This window comes from Acinetobacter gyllenbergii (assembly GCF_001682515.1).
In the GTDB taxonomy this organism is placed as follows: domain Bacteria; phylum Pseudomonadota; class Gammaproteobacteria; order Pseudomonadales; family Moraxellaceae; genus Acinetobacter; species Acinetobacter gyllenbergii.
On the sequence record NZ_KV575271.1, the window covers coordinates 24,455 to 51,297 of the forward strand.

Genomic DNA, 26,843 nt, shown 5'->3' on the forward strand with positions numbered 1-26,843 from the left:
TAATCTGTTGGTAGTGTAGCGATTCTGGTAAAAAAAGCGATAAATCCAATAAAAAACTTCACACAAGCAAAACGAATTGCTCGTGTTTGTTTTATATTTAGCATATAAACTTACGAAAAATGCTTAGAGGAAAAGCAAAGCCAATGAAAAAGTTAGTATTAGGTGGTTTAAGTGCAGTTGCGTTGGCATTCTCAATGAATGCGATGGCAGCAGATTTTGTGGCTGGTAAAGACTATACCGTGATTGCCAATCCAGGCAAAACCTCAGCACCTGCTGGACAACTCGAAGTACGTGAGTTCTTCTGGTATGGCTGCCCGCACTGCTTCAAGCTTGAACCACATATGCAAACATGGTTAAAGCAAATTCCAAAAGACGTTTATTTCTTACGTACGCCTGCGGCGATGAATAAAGTCTGGGAACAAGGGGCACGCGGTTACTATGTGTCTGAAGCACTGGGTGTACGCAAGAAAACCCATATTCCATTGTTCCATGCCATTCATGACGGCAATCAGCAGATTTTTGACCAAGCATCGCAAGCAAAATTCTTTGCACGTTATGGCGTACCTGAGCAGAAATTTAACAGCATGTTTAATTCCTTCCCAATCACGGCAAAAATTGCTGAGTCGAATAAATTGGCGCAGCAGTATCAGTTGACGGGTGTACCAGCAGTTGTGGTGAATGGTAAATATGTGGTGCAGGGTGAAGATGCGAAAGTGACACAGGTTGTTGATTATTTGTTGGAAAAAGAGCGTAAAGCTAAATAATTTACGCCCATGTTCAATCAAAAAAGGACTGCAATTGCAGTCCTTTTTTATTTAGATTTGATCCATTTGCAGATCTTTTAAGTCGATCTGAACTTTCTGTGTCGGTAGCGACAAGGCCTGATTGACGTATAGATTAATCAATTTCTCACGTGAGCCGATTGAACGCTGGTAATAGCTTGAGTTCAATAACAACGCTGCGCCGTAAGTCAGTGACCAGATATAAGACAGGTAATCCCGAATCGACATATCGTAGTTTTGTGATTTTAAATATTTTTCCGTCATATCTTTCAACGAGACAATGCGCTGTTGGCGAATGGCATACAGCTCATCAAACAAATGCTTTAACTTCGACTCAGTCATGGTCAGATGCTCTTCTAACTGATGCAGCAAAATGGTACGACTCGGTGAGGTTAAATGATAAAGCATATAGCGTGGCGCATACTCTTTGACATCGGTATTGTATTTGTCTGAAATTTTTAAAATTTCTTTTTCATTTTGAATAATGAGCTCCAGCAGCAACTCATTTTTGCTACGGAAATGTTTGTATAAGGTGCCCTTGGCAATATCCAGTTCAGCAACCAGTTCATCTAGGGTCATTTCTTGGTTGTTTTCTAATAACAGCTTTTCCGCAACCTGCAAAATTTTTTCTTTACGAATTAAGAACTGAGTATGACGATCAGGATTCATGATGCTTATAAGCTCCTCATAGTGTTCTACACTGCGTTTACATTAGTGTCTAATGCATCATAACGCTAAGCAATGCTTTTATATATCAAACTTTGGTTTGTATCCGGTCAAGCGTTTTGGGGTTCCCAGTTGGAGATACCACTGAAGAGTAAACGGACTTGCGTCGCTGCATTGTCAATAAACAGGTTTTGTTGTTCGAGTAAATGATCAATGCTGAATTGTTTCGGCAGATTGATCCAGGTCATGGCCCATGTAAACGACATATTAATCAAAATGGTCGAGAGTACCTGCAAGTCCTTGGCTTCTTTAATATGTTTAAAGGTTTCCAGTTTGCACAGATCAATGGCGAGGTCTTCAATCAAAAACTCAATTTCACGGGCAATCGCGATACGCACCGTCTCTGAACCGCCCCAACGCTCTGCAATCATAAACTGCCATTGTTGTGGGCTGTGATTGACTGCTTGTACAAACAATTCAATGCTGGTCCGGGTTTTGGCCGAACCGCTATGTTGTAAATAGCTCTGTCCCAATTGGTGAATCAGGCTTTTTAAATGTAATGAGACCTGATCAACTAGCTCTTGTCCAAGCGCATCCATATCTTGGAAATGACGATAAAACGCAGTCGGCACTAAACCCACTTCGCGAGCAACTTCGCGCAAACTAATGCTACTAAATGAGCGCCCAGCAGTGCTGAGATGAAGTGCTGCATCGAGTAAAGCCTGCCGACTCTGTTGTTTTCGTTCATCTCTAATCGACATGAATAAGACTCATTGAAACCGTACAGCAGAGTCTAGCAAAAAAAACAGAAACTTTTTAGTCCTTGTCCATTGCTAAATGCCAATGTTTTTGATCTTTCTCTGATCAAGCCCCATTTGGTGTGAGCTCAAAGCATGCGTAATTTTTAATTTTTTTCCTTATTTTAAAAGGCTTATCAAAAAGTATAAAAAATATCCAAAAAATTAGTGAACAAGTGTTGACTCAGTGAACACAAATAAATATAGTGTACACATGTTCACTACATGAACATTTGTTCACTCAATATAAATAGCCAGATACAAAACGAGGAACGTATGAACGCAGAGTTAAGTTATCAGCCACATTGGATTCGAGAAGATTTTGTTGATTTTATTTTGCAAAAGATAAAGCCAACTTTTGCTTGGAAGCGGACACTTGCAGAAGTCACTGCGGTACAGCCACTCAGTTCGGATATGGTGTTATTGACCTTAAAGCCAAATCATAATTTTGATATTCGCCAAGTTCAAGCAGGTCAAAGTGTATTGATTACCCTGATGATTAATGGGGTATATCAGCAACGTAGTTATTCGATTATTGATGTAACTGCACAGGGTGAAATCCGTCTGGGCATCAAAGTCCAAGGGGTGGTGTCTAAAGCTGCTCAGCAACTTCGTGTTGGCGATCACTTTGAGATTTCGCAAGCACAAGGTGATTTTGTCTTGCACCAAGGTCAGCAGCCCGCCGTGCTGATTGCATCGGGTTCAGGCATTACCGCGATTTATTCTTTATTGCAACAAGCATTACAACAGCAACTCGAAGACATTCATGTGTTGTATTTTAACCGTGCTGAAGTGTTTCATCAGGACATCTTGGCCTTGGCTGAGCAATATCCACAGTTGCACTATCACTTCTTTAATACATCGCTACAGAAACAACATTTAGATGCTGCATTGCTAGAAACCTTAGTTCCGAATTTTAAAGATGTAAAAGCCTATGCCTGTGGTCATCACAGCATGATGCGCCAAGCACAAGACATTTATACACAGCAGGGTGCTGCGGAAAACTTCCATCAAGAATTTTTCCAACCTGTACAAATCGAGCATTCAAGTGAGGCTCAACCGATTAGTTTCCGTCGTGCGCAACAGAATTTTATTGCCACGACCAATCTGCTGAGTAGTGCAGAGCAAGCAGGGTTACGCCCACAGCATGGTTGCCGCATGGGTGTATGTAACCGCTGTAGCTGTACCAAAGTCAGTGGCGTTACCCAGAACGTCATCACGGGTGAAATTGATGATCAACCGAATCGTCCGATCAAGTTATGTGTAAGCCAGGCGCTTAGCCCAGTCACGATTGATCTATAAAAACAAAGATATTTGAGGATGAATACCATGAATATGGCATTAGAATTTAAGACTGTATCAAAGTCAGCGCATTTAACCCCTGAACAAGTAGAAGAGTTTGGTCGCCGTGTTGAGGAAATTCGCTTAGAGGTGATGCAAAATCTCGGCGAGCAGGATTCAAAATATATCTATAAAGTGCGTAATTTTGTGCGTTATACCGAAATCGCGTCACGTGGCATGTTAATGTTCGGTGGCTGGATTCCACCGGTATGGTTGTTGGGAACAGCGATGCTGGGTGTGTCTAAAATCGTCGAGAACATGGAGTTGGGCCATAATGTGATGCATGGTCAGTTTGACTGGCTCAATGATCCAAGCTTGCGTGGCGAAGACTACGATTGGGATAACACCTGCTCAGGTAATGACTGGCGCTACACCCATAACTACATGCACCATACCTATACCAATATTGTCGGTAAAGATCATGACGTGGGTTATGGCATTTTACGCGTGACTGAAGATCAAAAATGGGAAGTTCGTCATTTGGCCAATATCCCATTGGCCTTACAGCTGATGTTCTTTTTCCAGTGGTATGTCGGTGTGCAAAATCTGCATTTAGAAGATGCGCTGGTCTATAAAACCAAAACTTGGAAACAGGTCTGGGCGGATGCGGCCGAGTTCCGTAAAAAAGCCAGACGCCAAGTGTTGAAAGACTATGTATTCTTCCCAGCGATTGCCACCATCAACTTTATTCCAGTATTAGCAGGCAATGCCGTTGCGAATATCATGCGTAACTTATGGTCATCTGCGGTGATTTTTAATGGTCACTTTACCGAAGATGCTGAAACCTTTGAAGCGGATAATACCGAGAACGAAACCAAGGCGCAGTGGTACCTTCGCCAGATTCGGGGTTCAAGTAACTTCACGGGTGGCAAATGGATGCACTTTATGAGTGGAAACTTGAGCCATCAGATTGAACATCATTTATTCCCAGATATGCCAGCCAATCGTTATGAGCAAGTTGCACCACAAATCAGAGCCTTATGTGCTGAGTATGGGGTGAACTATAACGAAGCCAACTTCATGAAACAGTTCTGGACGGTATGGGTACGTTTAGCCAAATGTTCATTGCCCAATGATCTGTCAGCACAGTTGGCACAAGGGTGGAGCACCCTTAAGTCAAAGTTTAAGTTTGCTTAATTCGGTGAATTGTAACCAATAAGTAAAACTGAAAGCATACGTAATTGAGCTATACTATGGCGCAATGATATTTGAGCCATAGTTTTAAGGAAACGTTATGCGTATTGACCAAAGAACATTAGACCAATTACGTGAGGTCAAAATTACCCGTAACTATACTCGTTACGCAGAAGGCTCAGTTTTGGTTGAGTTTGGTCATACCAAAGTGTTGTGTACCGCAAGCATTGAGAACTCAGTCCCTCGTTTCCTCAAAGGTCAGGGCCAAGGTTGGGTCACTGCGGAATATGGCATGTTACCGCGTTCTACCCATACCCGTAGCGATCGTGAAGCGGCGCGTGGTAAGCAAACAGGTCGTACCCAAGAAATTCAACGCCTGATTGGTCGTAGCTTACGTGCTATGGTGGATTTGAAGAAATTGGGTGAGAACACCATTACCATCGACTGTGATGTAATCCAAGCCGATGGCGGCACACGTACTGCAGCAATTACCGGCGCAGCCGTGGCTTTGGTTGATGCGATGAACGTATTGCTCAGCAACAAAAAAATTAAACAAGATCCATTAAAAAGCTTAGTCGCAGCAATTTCAGTCGGGATGTATCAAGACGAAGTGCTACTCGATTTATGCTACGAAGAAGATTCAAATTGCCAAACCGATTTAAACGTGGTGATGACTCAGGCGGGCGAATTTATTGAAATTCAGGGAACGGCAGAAGACAAACCGTTTACGCGCCAACAGTGCAATGCCATGTTAGAGCTTGCAGAAAAAGGAATCGCGGAATTGATTCAGAAGCAACAGCAGGCACTCGGTTGGTAAATTCCAGTTGATAGTGCGGGCGGTCTGGTTTTTTTAGACCGCCTTTTTTTTATCTGTTTTTTGTCATCGAATTGCGATCAAATCATCATCGAACTGTCATTTAGATTGTATTGACTATCTGCACTGATATTTAACGGATAGTCAAATGCGAAATTTCTTTTTAGCGTTACTTGCTGGCAGCTGCGTGTTACTCAGCGCTTGTAACGACAGTGACGACAATAATAACTCAACGTCAAATCCGCAGCCGCCACAGCCAAGCTGCAAAATCCACTGTGCACCCTAACAATAAAAATAAGGAAATGAGTTCATGAATCGTCGTGATTTTTTATTAAATTCAACCAAAGCTTTATTTGGAACAGCCGCACTGACCAGTTTTCCCATGAGTATTCAAAAAGCCCTTGCGATTGATGCCAAGGTCGAGACAGGGACGATTAAAGATGTCAAACATGTGGTGATCTTGACCCAAGAAAACCGCTCTTTTGATAATTATTTTGGCACTTTGAAAGGGGTACGCGGTTTTGGTGACCGCTTCACCATTCCTTTAAGCCAAGGTCGTAAAGTTTGGGCACAGTACGATGCCAATAAGAATACCGTCTATCCGTATCATCTCGACAGCAGTCGTGGCAATGCACAGCGCGTCCGTGGTACGCCACATTCTTGGACTGATGGTCAATTTGCTTGGGATCACGGCCGTATGGGCAGTTGGGTGCAGTATAAGCAACCGCAATCGATGGGTTATTACAAACAACAAGAAGTCGAATTTCAGTTTGCCTTAGCCAATGCCTTTACCCTGTGTGATGCTTATCACTGTGCCATGCATACCGGCACTAACTCGAACCGTATGTTTATCTGGACGGGAACCAATGGCCCAACAGGTGCCAATGTCGCCAGTGTGGTCAATGATCTCGATGCCATTGGCCCATCGACCACAGGTTATGACTGGACCACTTATCCTGAGCGTTTACAGCAAGCAGGGGTCAGCTGGAAGGTGTATCAAAACATGCCCGATAACTTTACTGATAATCCATTGGCCGGGTTTAAACAGTATCGCCGTGCCAATGAGTTATCTGGCAAACCTGTCAATAACAACAGCATTTGCCCGCCTTATGATCCAGCAATTGATGCTCAGCAACCCTTGTACAAAGGCATTGCCAATACCATGCCCGATGGTGGTTTCTTGGGGACATTCAAGGAAGACATTGCCAAGGGACAATTACCGCAAGTGAGTTGGTTGGTGGCGCCTGCCACCTATAGTGAACATCCAGGGCCATCAAGCCCCGTGCAAGGAGCATGGTATATCCAAGAAGTATTGAATGCACTCACCGAGCGTCCTGAGTTGTGGAGTCAGACCGTTTTTCTGATTAACTTTGATGAAAATGATGGTTTTTTTGACCATATGCCTTCACCAAGCGCACCGTCAATGGATACAGCAGGTACGGTCTATGGTAAGTCGACACTGAGCAAAGAACAGATGTCTTATGAATATGCGACACATGCCAAAGCCTCTGATGGACAGCCTGATTTCACCGACCCGAACGTCAGTAATGGGGTCGGGGTCTATGGACCAGGTATTCGTGTGCCGATGTATATCATTTCACCGTGGAGTCGGGGGGGCTGGGTCAATTCACAAGTGTTTGATCACTCCTCGGTGATTCGCTTCTTGGAACAATGTTTTGATGTGAAAGAGCCGAATATCAGTCCTTATCGTCGTGCAGTGTGTGGTGATTTAACCTCAGCATTTAACTTTAAAACACCAAACTTACTGCCTATGCCTGATTTATCTGGGAAGAAGAGCAAAGCTGAGGCCGATGCGATTCGTAAAGCACAGGAAAGTTTGGCGCCGGTCAGCCGTCCGCTCAGCCAGACCGATCCAGTGCAGGAGATGGGGATTCGTCCATCACGGGCATTGCCTTATATACTGCATAGTAGTGCCAAAGTTGATGCCACAGCCAAAACAGTCAAACTGATGTTCTCGAATACCGGCACACATGCGGCCGTGTTCCATGTCTATGACAAATTGAATCTGGATGCCGTTCCACGCCGTTATATGGTGGAAGCAGGTAAGCAACTGGATGATATTTGGCAGACTAAAGACAATCAGTATGATTTGTGGGTGTTGGGACCAAATGGTTTTCACCGTAGCTTTAAGGGTAATCTGACGCAGACAGCTCAAATTCAGGCACTCCCTGAAATTCGCGTCTGTATGGAAGAATGTGACCCTAAACTGTTTTTAAAAGTGCGTAACGATGCTGCAAAAACAGTGAAACTGGTGGTCAAAGCCAATGCCTACCTGGTCAATAAAACTTGGCAAATTGAAACGGCCACGACTGAAAAAGAACTGAGCTGGGACATGACTGAGTTTGGTGGTTGGTATGATTTTACCGTCACGATTGAAAATGATCCGAGCTATAGTCGCCGTTTTGCGGGTCGGATTGAAACCAATGAGGACTCAATTTCTGATCCTTATATGGGCTTTTCGGGCAGCTAAAGCTGTTAGGGCACATGTTAAATCAGCAGTTTAAGCAAATGCTTAAACTGCTTTTTATGAGCTGAAAATTAGCGCAGTAAGACATAAAGACACAGTGCAAGCAGCAGCAACACACTGAAAAAACCCACCACAAATACTTCAGTACTGTCAAAATCTACCCGTTGCCCCAGACGATAACAGCGAACCACCCCATAGCCAATGCTACGAATGCAGCCTTCCAAAATAATCTCAAAAATCAGATCAATGATGAGAAAACGGAACAGCTTAAACAGCACATGAAACACAGCTTCGAACAGGCTATCCATCGTTATTATTTTAATAAATTGAGCTGCTTAGCATTTTAAGCTTACATAGAGCGAAATGAAAGTAGACACAAACACATCATCGTCAACAAATAGCGCACTGAGCATTTGCATGTTGTAACAAAGCCCTCAGATTTGGCTCATGTTGCTTTGATAGATTGAACACAAATTGAAATGAAGTATTTTTAGGGGATAACGATGTTACAAGTTTTTCTAGTTTTACTGACCGCAGTAACGTTTGTGCTGATGGCGGCAGATCCACGACCGGCTGATTCGACCGAAGCCAAATCAGCGTGGAGTGAGCGAGTTGCAACAACGCAACCAATTCAGACAGAGACGGCTGCTCAGCAACAGCCTATAAAGCAGCAAAAAGACCTTGATCAGGCTTAAGCGTTAAAACGCATCGATAAATCAACGGCACACACGTCTTTGGTCAATACGCCCATTGAAATGTAATCCACGCCAGTCGTTGCCACTTCACGTAAATTGTCGATGGTAATGTTACCTGAAGCCTCTAATTTACAGCGACCTGCAACATGTTTGACTGCATCAATCATCTGTTGCTGGCTAAAGTTATCCAGCATCACAATATCCGCACCTGCTTCAAGTGCTTGATTGAGCTCATCCCAAGTTTCGACTTCCACTTCGACCGGTTTACCAAGTGCAATTTCATGTGCTTTACGAATCGCTTGAGCAATGCCACCTGCGGCCATGATGTGATTTTCTTTAATTAAGAAAGCATCAAACAAACCTAAACGGTGATTTTGTCCGCCACCGATGGCAACTGCATATTTTTGTGCAATGCGTAGACCAGGCAAGGTTTTACGGGTATCCAGCAGTTTGGTGTGTAGACCCTCGAGTTGTTGCACATAGCTTGCTGTTTTTGTTGCAACTGCAGACAGCGTTTGGATGAAATTCAGTGCAGGGCGCTCTACGGTAAGTAAACTACGTGCTGAACCTGCCAGTTTTAAAAAGGCTTCATTTGCCGCAATTACATCACCTTCTTGTTTTAACCAAGTCACTTGAACTGAGCTGTCATAGGCTTGAATCAAGGCATTAACCCAAGGTTGACCCGCCAATACCATCTCTTCACGGCTAATAATGGTGGCTGTGGCTTTTTCATCAGCTGGTGTGAGCAGGGCGGTGATATCGCCCTCGCCAATATCTTCCTGTAATGCTTGTTGAATATTGATTTGAATAGATTGTTCAAGCAAAGATTGAGGAATACTCATACCAGTTCCAGTATATGTTTGACTAAAAAACGTGTGCCATATATTAACACCCTCCCCATAAAAAATAAGTATTTGATCTCGATTATTCGTGATAAAGCATGTCAGAATGAGTGAGATAAATATTCAATTGCTGATTCGAGTCACCATGCAACACGCTAGATTTGCTCAAGTACAAGATGGAATCTTAGAGGGTGCAACTCAAATTGCCTCGCCTAATTTTAATGCCCGACCTACAGATACCGATATTCAACTAATTGTTATTCATAATATTAGTTTGCCACCCTCACAGTTTGGTGGCGGCTATATCCAGCAATTCTTTCAGAATCAACTGGATTGGTCGGTACATCCTTATTTTCAAACCATTGAAGGGATGCAGGTCTCAGCACATCTGTTAATTTTGCGCACAGGCGAAGTGATTCAGTTTGTGAATTTTAATGATCGTTCGTGGCATGCTGGTCGTTCCAGTTACCTTGCACAAAAAGAATGTAATGATTATTCGATTGGAATTGAGCTGGAAGGGAGTGATGATTTACCTTTTGAGCCTGAACAATATCAAGCTTTAGTTGAAGTGGTCTGTACTTTGCAACAGGCTTATCCAAAGATTCAACATCATATTGCAGGTCATTCTGACATTGCGCCAAAACGTAAAACCGATCCAGGGGAACACTTTGATTGGCAATTATTCCGAAATTTACTGGCTCAACAAAAATTAGCCGAAAAAACAGTGTCGGATTTATAATTTCACAACGAAATCTGTTCGGACTTTCATTACAATAACGCTTTTTAAAAGATAAGCCGTAGGTGAATGCGATGGCATTGTGGCGATCGACTGTAATTGTCAGTGCAATGACGATGTTATCTCGAGTGTTGGGTTTAGTCCGTGATGTGGTGCTACTCAATGTATTTGGTGCAGGCAAGGACTTTGATACCTTCGTTGTTGCCTTTCGTATTCCCAACTTTTTTCGACGCTTATTTGCAGAAGGGGCTTTTTCCCAAGCCTTTATTCCAGTTCTGACTGAATATAAGACCAGCCGTGCCCATGCCGAAGTCCAGATTCTCATTAGTCGGGTGTTTGGCTGTTTGCTCACGGCCATGTCTTTATTGACCTTTGTGGCGATGGTGGCTGCGCCGGCGATTATTTATTTATATGCGCCGGGCTTCCATAACGATCCTGAGAAATTTGAGCTCGCGGTCGATATGTTTCGCTTGACCATTCCCTACTTAATGTTTATGTCATTGACGGCTTTTGCCAGCAGTATCTTAAACAGTTATGGCTCATTTGCTTCACCCGCATTTTCGCCTGTATTGCTGAATGTGGCGATGATCGCAGGGGCGTGGTGGTTAACGCCGTATATGGCGGAACCGATTATGGCGCTGGGCTGGGCGGTGGTCGCGGCGGGTGTTCTACAGTTGGCGATTCAGATCCCTGAATTATGGAAAAAGAATTTACTGATTCCACCTAAAGTCGATTTCAAACATGAAGGGGTGGATCGTATTTTAAAACTGATGTTACCCGCTTTGTTTGGGGTGTCAGTGACTCAGATTAATTTATTATTAAACACCATCTGGGCATCGTTTATGCAGGATGGTTCGGTATCATGGTTATACAGTGCTGAGCGTATGACCGAGTTACCACTAGGACTGATTGGTGTGGCGATTGGTACCGTGATTTTACCTTCATTGTCGGCGCGTCATGCTGAACAGGACCAAGCCAAATTTAGAAGTATGATTGATTGGGCAGCCAAGGTGATTATGCTGGTCGGTATCCCTGCCAGTATCGCGCTATTTATGCTCTCAACCCCAATTATTCAAGCCTTGTTCCAGCGCGGTGCATTTACCGTGGAAGATACGCGAATGACAGCCTTGGCGCTGCAATGTATGAGTGCAGGGGTGATCTCATTTATGTTGATTAAAGTCTTCGCACCAGGTTTTTATGCACAGCAAGATACCAAAACACCTGTCCGTGTTGGCTTAATGGCGGTTGCAGCCAATGCCATTTTAAACGTGGTGTTTATTGGCTTGTTTAAGTTGATTGATTGGCATGCCGAGCATATGGCATTGGCACTGGCATCTTCTGGTTCTGCCTTGGTCAATGCGGGGATGCTATATTTCTATTTGCATAAACGTAATATTTATCGTTTTGGTGCGCATTGGAAGAAATTGGTATTTCAATATGCGGTTGCCAACATCGCTATGATTGCAGCCCTGTGGTACGGTTTAACCTGGTATCAGGGCGAGATTTCTCAATGGCTACGTATTGCTGAAGTGATTGGTTTGTGTGTCATTGGTGTCGTTGCTTATGCACTAGGATTATTGGCTACGGGTTTCCGACCAAGACACTTAAAACCTTAAACTAGATTGATTTAAAAAATTAAACCCTCCATGTGGAGGGTTTTTTATTATTTCACTTCAAGTAATTCAATATCAAAAATTAAGGTGCTGTTGGGCCCAATCGCATCGCCAGAACCGACATCACCATAAGCGAGATTTGCGGGAATAAAGAAACGGCTTTTGCCACCTTCCTTCATGGTTTGAACACCCTCAGTCCAACCTGAAATGACCTGACTCAGCTTGAACTCAAGTGGATGGTTACGTGCAATTGAACTGTCGAACACGGTGCCATCCAGTAAACGGCCTTCATAGTTTACTTTAACCGTTGACGTCGCTTTGGGTGATTTACCTTGACCTTGCTGTAACACTTGATACTGCAAACCTGATTTGGTTGTGACAATATCTGCTTTCTTGCCATTTTCAGCTAAGAAGGCTTTGCCTGCTTGATCATTTATTTGTGCTTGTTCTTGAAACTCAACCAGTTGTTTGGCCTCTAGGCGCTTTTTATATTGATTTAGAACTGTCGCCATTTCTTCATCGGTTAATGACGCTGCCTTCCCTTGAATGGCTTCTTGCAAACCTTGTACAAAGGTTTCGATATTTAAATCTTTTAAGGTTTCGGCATTGCCACGCCCCATAAGATAACCGTAGCTATAGCCCAATTGATCTTTTTGTGAACTCTTTTGTGTAATGGGTGCAGCCTGAACCGTTCCGAGGGTTGCAGTAATTAAAATGAGCGCTAATCTTTTCATTATTTCTTCCAAAAATAAAGGAGAGCACAGGCTCTACTTGAATCACTGACGAACAGCGATTAATTCTACATCAAAAATTAAGATGCTATTGGGTGGGATCGAAGCAACCCCTTGCTCACCGTAACCTAAGTTCGCAGGAATATAAAGTGTTGCCTTGCCACCTTCTTTCATCAACTGTAAGCCTTCGGTCCAACCAGCAATGACTTGATTCAGTGGAAATTCAATCGGTTCACCTCGCTCATAAGAACTATCAAAGACAGTTCCATCGATCAGTTGACCTTTATAATTTACTTTGACAGTAGAGCTTAGCTGAGGAGACTGGCCTTTACCCATTTGCGTCATTTTATACTGTAAGCCTGATGCTGTCGTTTTGACGCCTTCTTTTTTAGCATTTTCTGCAAAAAACCGTTGGCTAACGACTTCTGCCTGCTTAGAAGCTTGGCGTTGTTGTTGTTCTAGGGTTTTTTGGAATTCAGAATAAGCGACTTTTAATTCCTCATCGGTATAAGTTGCAGGCTTTTTGGCATAGGCATCGCGTATCCCTTGAATAAAGGATTCTACATTTATTTCAGATGGTATTTGTTGTTTAATCTCATAACCTAAAGCATAGCTAATTTTATCAACAGGTGCTGCCTGAACGGTTCCGATGGCTGTACTAATTAAAATGAGCACTAATCTTTTCATTATTTTTTCCAAAAATAAGGAGAGCACAAGCTCTCCTTAAATCATTTACTTAACAGCGATTAATTCAACATCAAAAATTAGCGTGCTATTTGGTGGGATCGAACCAGGAACGCCTTGTTCACCGTAGCCTAAGTTTGCTGGAATATAGAATGTTGCCTTACCACCTTCTTTCATCAGTTGTAAGCCTTCCGTCCAACCCGGAATCACTTGATTGAGTGGGAATTCAACGGGCTCACCACGGTCATAAGAGCTATCAAACACTTTACCATCAGTGAGTTGGCCTTTGTAATGGACTTTTACAACAGACGTTGCAGCAGGTTGCTTACCTGTGCCTTCTTTGGTGATTTTATATTGTAAGCCAGAAGCTGTGGTTTTCACGCCTTCTTTTTTAGCATTTTCTGCTAAGAAACTATTGTTGGTCGCTTCTGCTTTTTTAGTCTCATTGGCTTGCTTTTGTTGGAGCTCTTTTTGGAATTCGACATAAGCCGCTTGTAACTCTTCTTCTGTGTATGCCGCAGGTTTTTGAGCATGTGCATCACGGAAGCCAGTAATAAACGCACTGGTTTCTAATTCAGGTGGGGTTTGTTTTGCGACTTCATAGCCTAATGCATAACTGATTTTTGCAACAGGTGCAGCATTTTTGTCAGCTTTAGCACCAAGTTCAGTTGTTGGGTTTTTAGTAGCATAGTAAACAGGAACTAGCGCTGCACCGCCTAAAACGGCTGCGACAACGAAAGGTAAAGCTTTACTCATGAGATGTCCCAAAGTGAGATTTTAATAAAAAATATACTCTTGATCTTAGCATGTATAAGCTTAGGCATTGAATAATTAACAGCAAAAATGCGTGAGTTTTTTATAAGATTTATGTGTTTAAGTATAAAAAAACCAGATCATGTGATCTGGTTTTCTAACAAGCAAATGGTGATTGGCTTAATCCTCTTTATGCGCTTTATACGCATATGAATAGTTATAACCGTAACCATATCCTGCACTTGAACGCTGGATATCATTCAGGATAAAGCCATTGACTTTCACATTGGCTTGCTCAAAGCGATTCAAACTCAGTTCAAGTTCCTTCATTTGTGACTTGGCATAACGCGCAACAAGTAAATTCACACCTGCATATTGAGAAATAATAATACCATCTGTGACTGCTAACACAGGTGGAGTATCAATAATGATATGATCATATTGTTGGCTGAGTTGTTCCAATAAGGCTTTAAATTGTTCTGAACCGAGCATTTCAGATGGATTGGTTGGGCTTTTACCTCGTGTAATCACATTTAAACCAACCACATCCGTTTGGTGGATGACTTGGTTTAAATCAGCAAGATGACTTAAATACTCAGACAAACCTGGTTTTACATCTATATTAAAATATTTATGCATATAGCCACGACGCATATCCGCATCGATCAGTAAGACTTTTTTATTACTTTGAGCAAAAATTGTGGCTAGGTTGGTTGAGATAAACGATTTACCAACTTCAGGCGAAGGGCCTGCAATCATAATGATATTATTTTTAGCACTTGCTAAGGCGAAATGAATCGCGGTTCGAATACTACGTAAGCTTTCAACAGCAATATCATCACTATGTTTAACAGCAAGAATAGGAATAGATTTCTTTTTCTTTAAAATGTTGATACGTGTTTCTTGAACTGGTGAACGCGGTACAGTGGCATAAACTGGAAGATCAAACTCACTCTCAATTTGAGTTGAATCTTTTACGCCTGTGCGCAACATATTACGTATTAGAGCAATTAAGACCCCAATAAAACCACCAGCCAAAATGGCAAGAATCAAAACCAGGAGTTTTCTTGGCTTAATGGGTTTTACAGGCTCTATAGCTGTATCCACAATACGGACATTGCCAATCTCACCTGCTTTGGCAATACGCAGTTGTTGGTAGGAGTTTAATAACGCAGTGTAGAGCTGGGTTTTGACTTCAACTTCACGATACAGTTGTAGGTACTGTCTTTGCACATCTGGCAATTGTTTTAAAGTATTGTTTAATTCAGCGATTTGCTTGTTTAATGCGGTAATTTGAGCATTGATTTCACGCATTGCCGGATGCTCAGCAGTGTACTTGGCTGCGAGGTCTGCTTGTTGTTGTTGTAATTCAATTTTTTTGGTTTCTAAGGTAATACTTTGGGTCAGATACAGTTCAGACTCTTTGGTGACATCGACAGTATTATATTGTTGACGGAATTTATTGAAGACACGCTCTGCATCATCCAGTTGTTTTTTAAGCTCAGGGAGTTGTTCATCAAGGAATTTTAAAGTTTGCGCTGACTCGGCTGAGCGACGCTCAATATTTTGTGCGCTATAGGTCGCTAATATTGCATTTAAGACTTTGGTAATATGTTCTTGATCTTCACCTTGATAGCCAAGACCTAAAATACCAGTGAGTTTTCCTCTTTCTGCAACAGAATAGTTAGAACTCAGTGCATCAACAGCTGCAGGCATAGATAAATTTTTAATATTATAGGCTGTATCTAATAATTGATCCTTTGTAAAAATGCCAACTTTCCATATGCCTTTGGCTCCCATAACTTGATTTAACTGATTAAGGGGCACTGTTAGAACAACCTCATCAGTTTCTGGATCAGTTAAATGTAAGGACTGTTTGTCAAAATTAAGAGAGAGTTGCTTGTCGAGGTAATAAGAAGGCACTTCAAATTGACGAATCTCAAAACTTTTGAGGCCATCTTTAAATATCACTGAGTTTTTTGTATAGTTCGTTTGATAATTCGTATCGTTTAATAAACGATGACTAAGAGTGTCTTCGGTACTGGAAACCTGTATATTTAGATGTAAATCTTTAATAACCGAACCTAAAACCAAACGAGATTTTAAAATTTCAATTTCAGCTTGAGCCGGTGATTTCTGCTCAATCATATTCGATAAGTCACCTAAAAGAGCAGCAGATGCTCCTTTACTGTCTTCAACCTGCACTAAAGCATCAACAGAATAGGTGTCTGGTGTAACACGAAGATACAGTAAAGCAATGACTAAGCTTAGAATAATACACAATGCAACGAGCTTCCACTGCGCGATGAGGGCAAAGAACAGCTCTTTGAGGTCAATGGTATCTTCAGTATTGGTATTTTGGCTCATAATCTTAATCTAAAAAGTTAAATATAATTTTTCCAGTCAGTAACGCACTGTTGAATTAGTTGACAGGTATTATCAAAAAAAACTTGATCGTGTTGGTAGGGGTCAGGGACGTTTTTATTTTGCCAATGCCCGAGACGAAATACTTTCCCTTTTGCAAATGGCCATGTTTGCTCAATATGCTTTTGTTGATTGTTGCTCATCACTAAAATCAGATCGGCCTGTTTCAGCAGTTCTGCATTGAGTCTTTTTGCAATATGCAGACTCATATCAATATTTAAGCGTTGCATACACAGTTGTGCCTTATCATCGGCAGCATGTCCAATCAACCCAGAAATACCTGCAGATTCAATCTGCAGCTCTGGGTGTTGTTGTTTGAGTAGATATTCCGCCATCGGGCTGCGGCAAATGTTACCGACACAAACAACCAGAATTGTTTTAATATCCATTTTAATTATTGTCCCAAACGGTCTATGTTATATAAAGCATTTGAGAACGGAATAATTTGATTGATGATACGCTGCCAGCGAGTTAGGCCTGTTGCATCGACATAAACAATATCATTACTACGCAGTCTAAATTGATTGGCTAGACCAAAGTCGCCCAGACTCATTAAATTTAAATGATAGAGTTCGGTATGACGATCATTAGGATTGGTTCTTAACACATAGATGCGGCTAGCACTAGCAGAGTTTGGATTTAAGCCCAAGCTTTCACCTAAAGCATCACTGAGGGTCATGCCCTGATCGCGCATTGGTAAAGCCTGATTTTTACCTGATTCACCCATCACATAGATTTTTTGATTTTCTTTCGGACTGACGTAAATCGTATCATTCGGTTGCACCAGTAATTTGTGTAGAGAATAGCCCGATTTTTCGAGTGCAATGGTATTGAGGTCATAGGTGATACCATCACGAATCAGTTGAATAAAGGTATTATCGCCTTTATCCGTGACGCCACCCGCCATACCTAAAGCCGTATAAATACTCACTGGCCGATCATTTAAAAAGTATTGGCCGCCTTTAAGTACACTGCCTTGTACCGAATAGCGTTGTCCTTGATAAGACAGTACACGTACAATCACATCGGGATTTTTAAGGTACTGAGCAAATTGGCTGCGCAAGTCATTATTCAACTGAGCCAATGTTTTTCCTGATGCTTTATAGCGACCCACTAAGGGGATTTGTACAAAACCGTTATAGTCAATTGGATAACCATTGGCTTGAATCGATTGATCATTGCTCAGATTATTTACAAGAGGTGTAATTTCAGGATAAGCCCACAGTTGAATCGAAAGTACATCACCAGGGCTCAGGCGATAGGCGAGTTGTTGTTGTTTAAAAAGCGTCGAGTAATTATTTCGATAATCAATTTGAGCGGGTTGAATCGCTGGTAGATTGTCTTGGGTAATTTTTATAACATTAACATTGGTTCCTTGGTCGGTAGTGTATACGCCTTCACTCGGAATATCATATGTTTGCAAGCCTGAAGTCACAGCACAAGCTGTCGCACTAAGACTAATCGCAAGAATGGAAAAAAGTTGATAATGCTTCACACTCGACCCTTGAATAGTTATATCTGTTGTCACACAACAACATATCTTTGGACTTAGAATTCGGCTCATTCTAGCTGAAAAAGTTTAAAAAAGCACAGAAGAATCATTTCGGTTTGTAGGTTTAGTATTACTAAACTGATAGCTATAAGTAGAAACACATTCATCATACAATTGAAATGCGGCATTCATAAAAAATTTGCTATAGTACGCACGATGATGAATATGCGACATTAAAGGCTGAAACAATTATTTTGATCCAGAGAAAAGCTGTATTAGAGTAGTGACTACTTAACATACAGCATGTTGAGATTATGAAGATATAGTAATTATTGCTTTTATGGCATATAGGGTTGCCAAGCTATTTTTACTATGACGACATCAAAATATGGATTTTTCTGCCCTTAAAAAAGCAAGTTATATACTCACTAGGGATGATGACAGGTGATTAAAAAGTAATATTACTGGCTATAAGTTGATTGTACGATTTGTAAAAGCCTGTACACAAACAGAGATGGGTAAAAAAGCGATATATTCTGTGAATTGAACTTGAAGCGTGTTTTAAACGGGTTTGAAACATATGCTCGGTTCTGATTTAGTTAATTAATAATTCAATTGTTTGAAAATGAGGAAGAGATGTTACAAGATTCAACAATACTGGTAACAGGTGGAACAGGTTCTTTTGGTAATACATTTATCCCAATGACATTGGCGAAGTATAACCCTAAAAAAATAATTATTTTTTCTCGCGATGAAATGAAGCAATGGGAAATGGCGAAGAAATTCAAAGATGATAGCCGTGTTCGTTTTTTCATTGGCGATGTTCGCGATAAAGAGCGTTTATATCGTGCATTAGATGGTGTGGACTATGTTGTGCATGCTGCTGCTACAAAGATCGTCCCTACGGCTGAATATAATCCTTTCGAATGTATTAAAACAAACATCAATGGTGCCATGAACCTTATTGATGCTTGTATTGATAAAAATGTAAAAGGTGTCGTGGCTCTTTCAACAGATAAGGCAAGTAGCCCAATTAACTTGTATGGTGCAACAAAACTTGCATCTGACAAACTATTTGTTGCTGGTAATGCATATTCTGGTGAACATGGCACGAAATTTTCAGTGGTTCGTTATGGGAATGTCATGGGCTCTCGTGGGTCTGTGATTCCTTTCTTTATGTCAATTAAAGATAAGGGTGTATTGCCAATTACTGATGATCGTATGACGCGCTTTATGATCTCGTTAGAGCAGGGTGTAGAGCTTGTTTGGCACGCATTTGAAGACATGGTTGGGGGAGAGATTTATGTGAAAAAAATTCCTTCAATGAAAGTCACTGAACTTGCTAGCGTTGTTGCACCAGAAGCGAAACAAGAAGTTGTTGGCATTCGACCTGGTGAAAAACTACATGAGCAAATGATTAGTGTTGAAGACGCTTATTATACTTATGAGTATCCAGAACATTATAAAATCTTACCAGTGATTAATGACTGGGCTGAAACACAAGAGCGTATTAAAGACGGTAAACGCGTTCCAGAAGGTTTCCATTATTCTAGCGATAACAATACTGAATGGATGAGCCCAGAAGATTTGCAAAACTGGTTAGTTCAAAATGCTGAGAAAGTAGGAAATATCTAATATGTTTATCCCTTATGGCAGACAAAATATAAATCAGGCTGATGTTGATGCAGTTGTTCAGGTTCTTCAATCTGATTTCTTAACACAAGGACCACAAGTTCCTTTGTTTGAAAAGTCAATCGCAGAATTAGTTGGGGCGAAACATGCCTTTGCTATGAATAGTGCGACATCAGCTTTGCATGTGGCTTGTTTGGCTTTGGGATTAAAACAAGGAGATGTCCTTTGGACATCTCCTATTACTTTTGTTGCATCGGCAAATTGTGCTTTGTACTGTGGAGCCGATGTTGATTTTGTAGATATAGACCCAGATACGTATAATCTTTCAGTGACTGCTTTAAAAGCAAAGCTGGAGCTTGCAAAACAAAATAATAAACTACCCAAAATCGTAGTGCCTGTGCATTTGTGTGGGCAATCTTGTGATATGGAAAAGATTCATGCGCTCTCGTTAGAGTATGGATTTAGCATTATTGAAGATGCCTCTCATGCGATTGGTGGTAAGTATAAAGACCAGTATATTGGTTCTAATCAATATTCTGATATTACGATTTTCAGCTTCCATCCAGTTAAAATTATTACAACTGCAGAAGGTGGAATGGCACTGACCAATAATGACGAATTGGCGAAGAAAATTGACTTGTTGCGAAGCCACGGTGTTACAAGAAACACTGAGTTTATGACGAAGCCTTCAGAAGGTCCTTGGTACTATCAACAGGTTGAGCTGGGTTACAATTATCGCATGACTGAATTACAGGCAGCGTTGGGCGTTACACAGTTGGCTCGCTTAGAAACGTTTGTTGCTAAGCGACACGAGATTGCTAAAAAATACAATGAATTATTTAAAGATTTACCTTTAATCACACCGTATCAATTACCAGACACATATTCTGGATTGCATTTATATGTAATTCGTTTAAAGCAAACAGAGTTAAGTAAAGGCCGTAAAGAAATCTTTGAAGCATTGCGAGAAAAGGGTATCGGCGTAAATGTGCATTATATTCCTGTCCATGTTCAACCTTATTATGCGCAGTTAGGCTTTAAGCAAGGCGATTTCCCAGAAGCAGAAGCTTATTATGAAACAGCAATTAGTTTACCGATGTTTCCTGATTTGAATGATGAGCAAATCCAGTATATCTACCAAACACTAAAAGAGGTTTTGGTATAACAATGCAACTGGCTGTTATTCCTGCACGAGGAGGAAGCAAAAGAATCCCTCGTAAAAACATTAAAGACTTTTATGGTAAGCCGATGATCGCATGGTCTATAGAGGCTGCACTGAAAAGTGAATGTTTTGATGAGGTGTGGGTTTCAACTGATGATGAGGAAATTGCAGATATTGCAAGAGAATATGGAGCAAAAATTCCATTCATGCGGCCTGCTCATTTGTCCGATGATTTTGCAACAACTGCTGATGTCATGCAGCATGCAACACACGCTTTTGCACAATTGCAGGGACAACGACCAGATTATGTCTGTTGCCTATATGCAACAGCACCATTTGTACAAACAGATGATTTGAAAACTGGGCTCAAGTTGTTGCAAAACCATCCGCTAGATTATGCATTTAGTGCAACAACATTTGCGTTTCCGATTCAAAGAGCAATTAAATTAAATCAAGATGGAAATGTTGAAATGTTCCAGCCTGAAAACTTTAATAAACGCTCTCAAGATTTGGAAGAGGCATGGCATGATGCTGGCCAGTTTTATTGGGGAACTGCACAGGCATGGTTAGATAAGTCTGTAATTTTCTCTAATAGATCAAGAATTGTTGAATTATCTAGAACACGAGTTCAGGATATTGATACTCCAGATGACTGGCATCGTGCAGAGTTGATGGCACAATTATTATTAGACGTATAAACGATGAAGTTTTGTTTTCGAGCTGATGCATCTTTACAAATAGGTTCAGGGCATGTGGTACGTTGTTTAACGATAGCAGACGCTTTGGCTAGACATGGACACGAGGCCTATTTTATATGTCGCGAGCATCACGGTAATTTAATTGAGTTTGTTAGACAACGTGGTTATGCCGTCTATACCTTACCTGAGCCTGTGCTTAATACCAGTTCTGAGTTGTCCGAATACCAACGCTGGTTAGGGGTAACAGAACAAAAAGATGCTCAAGAAACATTAGCAATTTTAACTGAACAGCCTGTAGATTGGATTATTGTTGATCATTATGCTTTGTCCGCAGTATGGCAACAAGTTGTTCGTCCGTTAGCTAAACGCATTGTCGTTATTGATGATTTGGCAAATCGTTTACATGATGCTGATATCATTTTGGATTGTGGCTTAGCACATACATCTTCAGATTATGAGAAATTAAATAACCGTAAAGGCCATTATTTAATGGGGCCACGCTATGCTTTATTGCGCCCCGAATTTCGTAGCAAACGATTATGGCTAGAGCAGCATCCAAAAACCTATCACCATGATAAGTTAAAAATTTTGGTGAATTTAGGTGGAATAGATAAAGATAACTTAACAGGCAGCGTGTTGGACGTTTTATCACGTAGTCCACAGCAACAGCATTTATCTATTACTGTCGTCATGGGGGTAAATGCACCTTGGAAAGAGTCTATTCTGGAGCAATCAAAGAATTTACCATTCAGCAATCATATTTTGATTAATGCCAATAATATGGCAGATTTAATGCTTGAGCATGATTTAGCAATAGGTGCTGCCGGTAGTACAGCTTGGGAGCGAAGCTGTTTAGGCCTGCCTACAATTATGATTTGTATGGCAGATAATCAGAAAATGATAGCAAAATATTTACATGATCTGGGGGTAACGATCTCCCTAGATCAAACAGAAATTGATGCAAAGCTATTACAGATATTACAACAGCTTGATCAAGAACGATTGCAACTCATGCATCAAAAGGCCTTAGCTATTACGGATGGTATTGGTGCAGATTTATTGTTGCAAATCATTTTTTCTGAGGAATTTAATGCATGTTAGATCTAAAAGATGCACAGCTCAGAGTATTGAGTGATGATGATCTGGAAATGGTACTGCAATGGCGTAACCATGATGATATTCGCAAGTGGATGGTTAACTCGGATGTAATTGCTTTAAGTGACCATCTTGCTTGGTTTGAGAGAAATAAGAATAGAGCTGACCGCTTGTTCTATATTTTTGAATATCAGCAGCGACCGCAAGGCTACATCTCTTTTGTTGCTATTCCAAATAGTACGGCATATGAGTGGGGCTTCTATGTGAAACCTGATGCAGAAAAGGGAATGGGGCATTTATTAGGGAGCGCTGCATTAACCCTTGCATTTGAGGAGCTTGGACTCGATAAGATTTTTGGTCAGGTTTTGGCATTTAATGAAAAATCATTAAGTTTCCATAAAAAAATGGGTTTTGTCCAAGAGGGTTTGTTGAGAAAGCATTTCAAAGATCATCGAGGCACATTTGATATATATCAGTTTGGTTTGCTACAAGCAGAATGGTTAGAGGATAAATGAAATGAGCAAAAAAATTACAATTAATAATCGTGATATTGGTACAGGCTTTCCACCGTATATTATTGCTGAGCTTTCTGCAAATCATAACGGCAGCTTAGATACGGCACTTAAAATTATTGAAGAAGCTAAGCGCTGTGGTGCCGATGCGATTAAATTACAAACTTATAGTGCAGATACCATCACACTAAATAGCCAAACTGAAGAGTTTATGATTCGTGGTGGTCTATGGGACGGCCAGTCTTTATATGAACTTTATCAAAAAGCTCAAATGCCATGGGAATGGCACAAGCCACTTTTTGAGCATGCACGTGCTTTAGATATCACGATTTTTAGTTCCCCATTTGATAAAACAGCAGTAGATTTACTTGAAGATCTGAATGCCCCTGCATATAAAATTGCTTCTTTTGAAGCGGTAGACTTGCCATTAATTAAATATGTGGCTTCGACAGGGAAGCCAATGATTATTTCGACTGGAATGGCAGACAAAGATGAGATCGGTGAGGCAATTCAAGCTGCTTATGATGGTGGTTGTCAGGAGCTTGTGGTTCTACACTGTGTAAGCGGTTATCCTGCACCTGCAGAAGATTATAATCTATACACCATGGTTGATATGGCAAAATCTTTTAATGTGCCAGTCGGACTTTCTGATCATACACTAGATAATACGACTGCAATTACGTCTGTTGCTTTGGGTGCATGTCTCATCGAAAAGCATTTTACGCTAGATCGTAAAGGGGGCGGGCCAGATGATAGTTTCTCTTTAGAGCCAAAAGAACTACAGCAGTTGTGTCAAGGTGCTAAAACGGCTTGGCAAGCACTGGGCAATGTAGATTACGGTAGAAAGTCTAGTGAACAAGGAAATGCTCAATTTAGACGTTCACTTTATTTTGTCAAAGATTTAAAAGCTGGCGATATTATTGATGAATCTTGCATTCGTAGTGTACGACCTGGTTATGGTTTACCACCAAAATTTTATGATGAACTTTTAGGAAAAAGAGTTAATCAAGATATTTCAAAAAATACAGCTACAAGTTTTGATTGTATTGATAGATGAAAAAACATTTATTATCCATATTTAATCTAGCAGTACGAGGATTAAATTTAGCCAGTAAATTTATTTTAATTGTTTTTCTGGCTAAATTTTTAACAGTTGCAGAGCTAGGATTATATGGGTTGATTGCTGCGACAATTAATTTTGCTATGTATTTTATCGGGCTTGATTTTTATGTTTACAGCAATCGAGAACTACTGAAAAGTTCAGATACTCAAAGAAATACTATTGTGAGTAGTCATGCACAACTGCTATGTTTTGCTTATCTATTTGCTTTACCTACTTTGTCTATTATTTTCTTTAAAGATTTTTTGTCACTGGAATACCTTATTCCATTTTATGGGCTAATTATACTTGAGCATTTAAATCAAGAGTTTACGCGTTTATTAATTGTGTTGAAAAAACCAATTAGTTCTAATTTGCTGTTGTTTGTACGCTCTGGTGGTTGGAGTTTTATTATAATTCTCATGCATTTTTTGCATGTTAATTTAACTTTAATGGATGTTTTAAATGTTTGGATAATTGCTGAAGTATTATGTTTTGTATTAAGCATTATTCTGCTTTATCGAGAGCAGGTTCGTCTTTACTTATTTCAACAAGTGAATTGGAGCTGGATCTGGAAGGGGCTAAAAATTTGCTTGCCTTTTATGCTAGGTACTTTGGCTGTACGCGCAATATTTACTGGTGATCGCTACATACTAGAATATTTTTATGACGCTAATATTTTAGCAGCGTATGTCTTTTTTGCTTCGTTAGCTGCTGCAACAATGAGTTTTATGGATGCAGCAGTTTTTTCATTTGATTACCCTGAACTAGTGAGATCAATGAATACACGAGACAATAAGCATAGGGAACTTATAAAGAAACTATATAAAAAAGTAGCGTTTTTATTGGTTTTGATTAATTTTAGCGCATATATTTTTATTGATTTATTGTTGAAGCTAATTGGAAAAGATATTTTTAATTCTTATCTAAATTACTTTTATTTGTTAATGTTAGTGCAGGTCTTATATGCTTTTAGCATGATCCCTCATTATATTCTATATGCCTTGGATGCAGATAAGCCTATTATTGTAACTCAAATATCTAGTTTAGTTATCTTTCTTTTATTCTGTTTTGGTCTGATTGGATTGTTGCGGGAAGATTATGGGATATTTGTTGCACTATTAGTTTCATTCTCTTTCTTGTTTTTGTCGAAATATATCTATTCTTGGAGATTGTTAAAGAGATATGAACATTCTTATTCTAGTTAATCCCGCGAAAAATTATAAATATTTTTTCTATAATGTTGCTAAATCGTTGGTGGATTTAGGTCATAGTGTATATTACGCATATGATACGGAAAAAAATAAAATTTTATTTCCAATTCCTGAAATAGATGAATCCTCTAATAGTTACTTTTTCGACGTTTTTTTTAAAAATAGTCAAGAAGAAAGCTTTCAATCTAATGGTGAGTTTCTTTTTGATTGTACTTGGGGGGAGTATTTTTATTCAGATTTTGATCGATTTTTAACTCATGGTTATAATTTGGAAAAAGATGCTGAAGAGTGGGTAAAGATCCGTAAAAAGATGGATAGTTTTTTTTATAAAATTATAACAGAAAAAAATATCGACCTCGTGTTGTATGAAAATATTTCCAATAGTTTTGAGTACTCAGCATATAGAGTAGCTCAAACGTTAGGTAAAAAGTATTTTGGTTTAATTGCATCACGTATACCTGGACGTTATGAAATTCAAACTTCTATTATTGATGATTTATTAGTAGATTTAGAGCAGGTGAAGAAAAAGCCGCTTACAGAAGAAGAAATAAGTTGGTATAAAGATTATAAATCTAATATTAATAAAATCGAACCCGACTATATGAAACAAAATGGTTTAGATAATGTTTCTTTGTTGAATAAGGTGAGTTCTAATATTTTTTATAAAATTCTCAGGTCTATAAAAGCTGATATTAAATATGGAGCAAGCTCAGATTATGCTAGTGGGCTTCTGTTTTTGAGAATTTTGTCGGCTTTGAAAGTTGCTATAAATAGAAGATTAAACCATAAAAAAACAAAAAAATACTTTTTGAAGGTGAGTGAGGTTAATGAGATTAAACAGCAACATAGGTTTTATGTCTATCCTATGCACTATCATCCTGAATCATCAACGTCAGTATTAGCCCCTCAATATACGAATGAGTATCACAATATATTAAATATTTCTAATAATTTGCCGTTTGGGCAATATTTGTATGTGAAAGATCATAGAAGTGCTATAGGCTTAAACTCCGATGAGTTTTATCGAAAAATTTCAGCATTGCCTGCAGTTAGATTAATTCCCGCAGAGTATAACATTAAGGATTTAATAAAATATTCTGCTGGTGTGATTACGGTTAATAGTACTGCTGGTTATGAAGCTCTTATCTTAGGTAAGCCTGTATATTTATTAGGAAATGTTTTCTATCAAAATTTTTCTAATGTTGTTCGTCTAGAAAATTTTGATAGTCTTAAATCTTGCTTAGAAAACCCCACTGCTTTTACAGAGAACGTGGCAGATATTGTTGCTTATAGACGTGTAACCTATGAGGGGATTCTTAACTTTAATATGGTTGAATATGAGCCTAATAAAGTTTTTTTTGACAAGCTTGCTATGAATATTCAAGAAAATATGCGAGTTTAAAACCTAACTTATGTTTATTTTCTATTTAAACTATATT

25 protein-coding genes and 1 pseudogene are annotated in these 26,843 nt (G+C 40.0%); 16 read left to right on the forward strand and 10 right to left on the reverse strand.

Annotated features, from left to right (window positions below):
- Positions 1–143 precede the first annotated feature (143 nt).
- Positions 144–764 (forward strand): thiol:disulfide interchange protein DsbA/DsbL, encoded by a 621-nt coding sequence (locus NG55_RS18845; protein ID WP_016542487.1) that lies wholly within the window; start codon positions 144–146, stop codon positions 762–764.
- Between the two features lie 51 nt (positions 765–815).
- Here the strand turns inward: NG55_RS18845 and NG55_RS18850 are convergent, their stop codons facing one another.
- Both NG55_RS18850 and NG55_RS18855 read right to left on the reverse strand, forming a co-directional pair.
- The gene (locus tag NG55_RS18850) at positions 816–1,451 is read right to left on the reverse strand and encodes a TetR/AcrR family transcriptional regulator (RefSeq protein ID WP_016542488.1); all 636 of its coding nucleotides are present in this window, start codon (positions 1,449–1,451) and stop codon (positions 816–818) included.
- A gap of 107 nt (positions 1,452–1,558) precedes the next feature.
- Positions 1,559–2,209, reverse strand: a complete 651-nt coding sequence (locus NG55_RS18855; protein WP_004656756.1) for a TetR family transcriptional regulator — start codon at positions 2,207–2,209, stop codon at positions 1,559–1,561.
- A gap of 312 nt (positions 2,210–2,521) precedes the next feature.
- On the opposite strand from NG55_RS18855, the gene NG55_RS18860 reads away from it, so the two are divergent.
- The 4 genes from NG55_RS18860 (at position 2,522) to NG55_RS18875 (ending at position 8,025) form a co-directional block, all read left to right on the forward strand.
- Positions 2,522–3,547 (forward strand): flavin reductase family protein, encoded by a 1,026-nt coding sequence (locus tag NG55_RS18860; protein WP_065344106.1) that lies wholly within the window; start codon positions 2,522–2,524, stop codon positions 3,545–3,547.
- Between the two features lie 33 nt (positions 3,548–3,580).
- Complete coding sequence (locus tag NG55_RS18865) at positions 3,581–4,723, forward strand: fatty acid desaturase family protein (RefSeq protein ID WP_171068325.1); 1,143 nt, start codon at positions 3,581–3,583, stop codon at positions 4,721–4,723.
- A 97-nt stretch (positions 4,724–4,820) separates the two neighbouring features.
- Complete coding sequence (rph, locus tag NG55_RS18870) at positions 4,821–5,537, forward strand: ribonuclease PH (RefSeq protein ID WP_005277792.1); 717 nt, start codon at positions 4,821–4,823, stop codon at positions 5,535–5,537.
- Positions 5,538–5,844: 307 nt separating this feature from the next.
- On the forward strand, positions 5,845–8,025 hold the full coding sequence (locus tag NG55_RS18875; protein ID WP_065344107.1) for a phosphocholine-specific phospholipase C: 2,181 nt from the start codon (positions 5,845–5,847) through the stop codon (positions 8,023–8,025).
- A 68-nt stretch (positions 8,026–8,093) separates the two neighbouring features.
- Here NG55_RS18875 and NG55_RS18880 read toward each other — a convergent pair whose 3' ends face one another.
- Positions 8,094–8,330: a hypothetical protein gene (locus NG55_RS18880; RefSeq protein WP_065344108.1), complete on the reverse strand. Its 237-nt coding sequence runs from the start codon at positions 8,328–8,330 to the stop codon at positions 8,094–8,096.
- Between the two features lie 195 nt (positions 8,331–8,525).
- On the opposite strand from NG55_RS18880, the gene NG55_RS18885 reads away from it, so the two are divergent.
- On the forward strand, positions 8,526–8,717 hold the full coding sequence (locus NG55_RS18885) for an ABZJ_00068 family colistin stress protein (RefSeq protein WP_065344109.1): 192 nt from the start codon (positions 8,526–8,528) through the stop codon (positions 8,715–8,717).
- Here NG55_RS18885 and nadC read toward each other — a convergent pair.
- A complete protein-coding gene (gene nadC / locus NG55_RS18890; RefSeq protein ID WP_065344110.1) occupies positions 8,714–9,559 on the reverse strand; it encodes a carboxylating nicotinate-nucleotide diphosphorylase in 846 nt (281 codons plus the stop codon). The genes NG55_RS18885 and nadC overlap by 4 nt on opposite strands.
- Before the next feature lie 145 nt (positions 9,560–9,704).
- Between nadC and ampD the strand changes: the two genes are divergently transcribed.
- Positions 9,705–10,298: a 1,6-anhydro-N-acetylmuramyl-L-alanine amidase AmpD gene (ampD, locus tag NG55_RS18895; protein WP_065344167.1), complete on the forward strand. Its 594-nt coding sequence runs from the start codon at positions 9,705–9,707 to the stop codon at positions 10,296–10,298.
- 62 nt (positions 10,299–10,360) lie between these two features.
- Positions 10,361–11,911, forward strand: a complete 1,551-nt coding sequence (murJ, locus tag NG55_RS18900; protein WP_171258009.1) for a murein biosynthesis integral membrane protein MurJ — start codon at positions 10,361–10,363, stop codon at positions 11,909–11,911.
- A 47-nt stretch (positions 11,912–11,958) separates the two neighbouring features.
- Here murJ and NG55_RS18905 read toward each other — a convergent pair whose 3' ends face one another.
- The 6 genes and pseudogenes from NG55_RS18905 to NG55_RS18930 all read right to left on the reverse strand — a co-directional run bounded on the left by NG55_RS18905 (position 11,959) and on the right by NG55_RS18930 (position 17,995).
- Positions 11,959–12,642, reverse strand: a complete 684-nt coding sequence (locus NG55_RS18905) for a BamJ family beta-barrel-assembly machinery protein (protein ID WP_016542497.1) — start codon at positions 12,640–12,642, stop codon at positions 11,959–11,961.
- 42 nt (positions 12,643–12,684) lie between these two features.
- Positions 12,685–13,275: pseudogene (locus NG55_RS18910) on the reverse strand (FKBP-type peptidyl-prolyl cis-trans isomerase); the annotation flags it as partial.
- Positions 13,276–13,371: 96 nt separating this feature from the next.
- Entirely contained in the window at positions 13,372–14,079 is a 708-nt protein-coding gene (locus NG55_RS18915; RefSeq protein WP_016542499.1) for a BamJ family beta-barrel-assembly machinery protein, read from the reverse strand.
- Positions 14,080–14,256: 177 nt separating this feature from the next.
- The gene (locus NG55_RS18920) at positions 14,257–16,443 is read right to left on the reverse strand and encodes a polysaccharide biosynthesis tyrosine autokinase (RefSeq protein ID WP_065344113.1); all 2,187 of its coding nucleotides are present in this window, start codon (positions 16,441–16,443) and stop codon (positions 14,257–14,259) included.
- Between the two features lie 17 nt (positions 16,444–16,460).
- Positions 16,461–16,889 (reverse strand): low molecular weight protein-tyrosine-phosphatase, encoded by a 429-nt coding sequence (locus NG55_RS18925; RefSeq protein WP_065344114.1) that lies wholly within the window; start codon positions 16,887–16,889, stop codon positions 16,461–16,463.
- 5 nt (positions 16,890–16,894) lie between these two features.
- Positions 16,895–17,995, reverse strand: coding sequence for a polysaccharide biosynthesis/export family protein (locus NG55_RS18930; RefSeq protein WP_065344115.1), 1,101 nt, complete (start codon positions 17,993–17,995; stop codon positions 16,895–16,897).
- 633 nt (positions 17,996–18,628) lie between these two features.
- Here NG55_RS18930 and pseB point away from each other — a divergent pair.
- From pseB to NG55_RS18970, 8 genes are read left to right on the forward strand one after another with little or no spacing between them, the layout of a single operon-like run.
- Positions 18,629–19,627 (forward strand): UDP-N-acetylglucosamine 4,6-dehydratase (inverting), encoded by a 999-nt coding sequence (pseB, locus tag NG55_RS18935; RefSeq protein WP_016542503.1) that lies wholly within the window; start codon positions 18,629–18,631, stop codon positions 19,625–19,627.
- Position 19,628: 1 nt separating this feature from the next.
- Positions 19,629–20,789, forward strand: coding sequence for a UDP-4-amino-4,6-dideoxy-N-acetyl-beta-L-altrosamine transaminase (gene pseC, locus NG55_RS18940; protein WP_016542504.1), 1,161 nt, complete (start codon positions 19,629–19,631; stop codon positions 20,787–20,789).
- A gap of 2 nt (positions 20,790–20,791) precedes the next feature.
- A complete protein-coding gene (gene pseF, locus NG55_RS18945) occupies positions 20,792–21,484 on the forward strand; it encodes a pseudaminic acid cytidylyltransferase (protein WP_065344116.1) in 693 nt (230 codons plus the stop codon).
- Between the two features lie 3 nt (positions 21,485–21,487).
- Positions 21,488–22,585 (forward strand): UDP-2,4-diacetamido-2,4,6-trideoxy-beta-L-altropyranose hydrolase, encoded by a 1,098-nt coding sequence (pseG, locus tag NG55_RS18950; RefSeq protein ID WP_065344117.1) that lies wholly within the window; start codon positions 21,488–21,490, stop codon positions 22,583–22,585.
- Positions 22,579–23,094, forward strand: coding sequence for a UDP-4-amino-4,6-dideoxy-N-acetyl-beta-L-altrosamine N-acetyltransferase (gene pseH / locus NG55_RS18955; RefSeq protein WP_065344118.1), 516 nt, complete (start codon positions 22,579–22,581; stop codon positions 23,092–23,094). The genes pseG and pseH overlap by 7 nt, the downstream gene beginning before the upstream one ends.
- A 1-nt stretch (position 23,095) precedes the next feature.
- Entirely contained in the window at positions 23,096–24,148 is a 1,053-nt protein-coding gene (gene pseI / locus NG55_RS18960) for a pseudaminic acid synthase (protein ID WP_065344119.1), read from the forward strand.
- Complete coding sequence (locus NG55_RS18965; protein WP_016542509.1) at positions 24,145–25,398, forward strand: lipopolysaccharide biosynthesis protein; 1,254 nt, start codon at positions 24,145–24,147, stop codon at positions 25,396–25,398. The genes pseI and NG55_RS18965 overlap by 4 nt, the downstream gene beginning before the upstream one ends.
- On the forward strand, positions 25,376–26,806 hold the full coding sequence (locus NG55_RS18970) for a capsular polysaccharide export protein, LipB/KpsS family (RefSeq protein ID WP_065344120.1): 1,431 nt from the start codon (positions 25,376–25,378) through the stop codon (positions 26,804–26,806). Before NG55_RS18965 ends, NG55_RS18970 begins: the two co-directional genes overlap by 23 nt.
- Positions 26,807–26,843 lie beyond the last annotated feature (37 nt).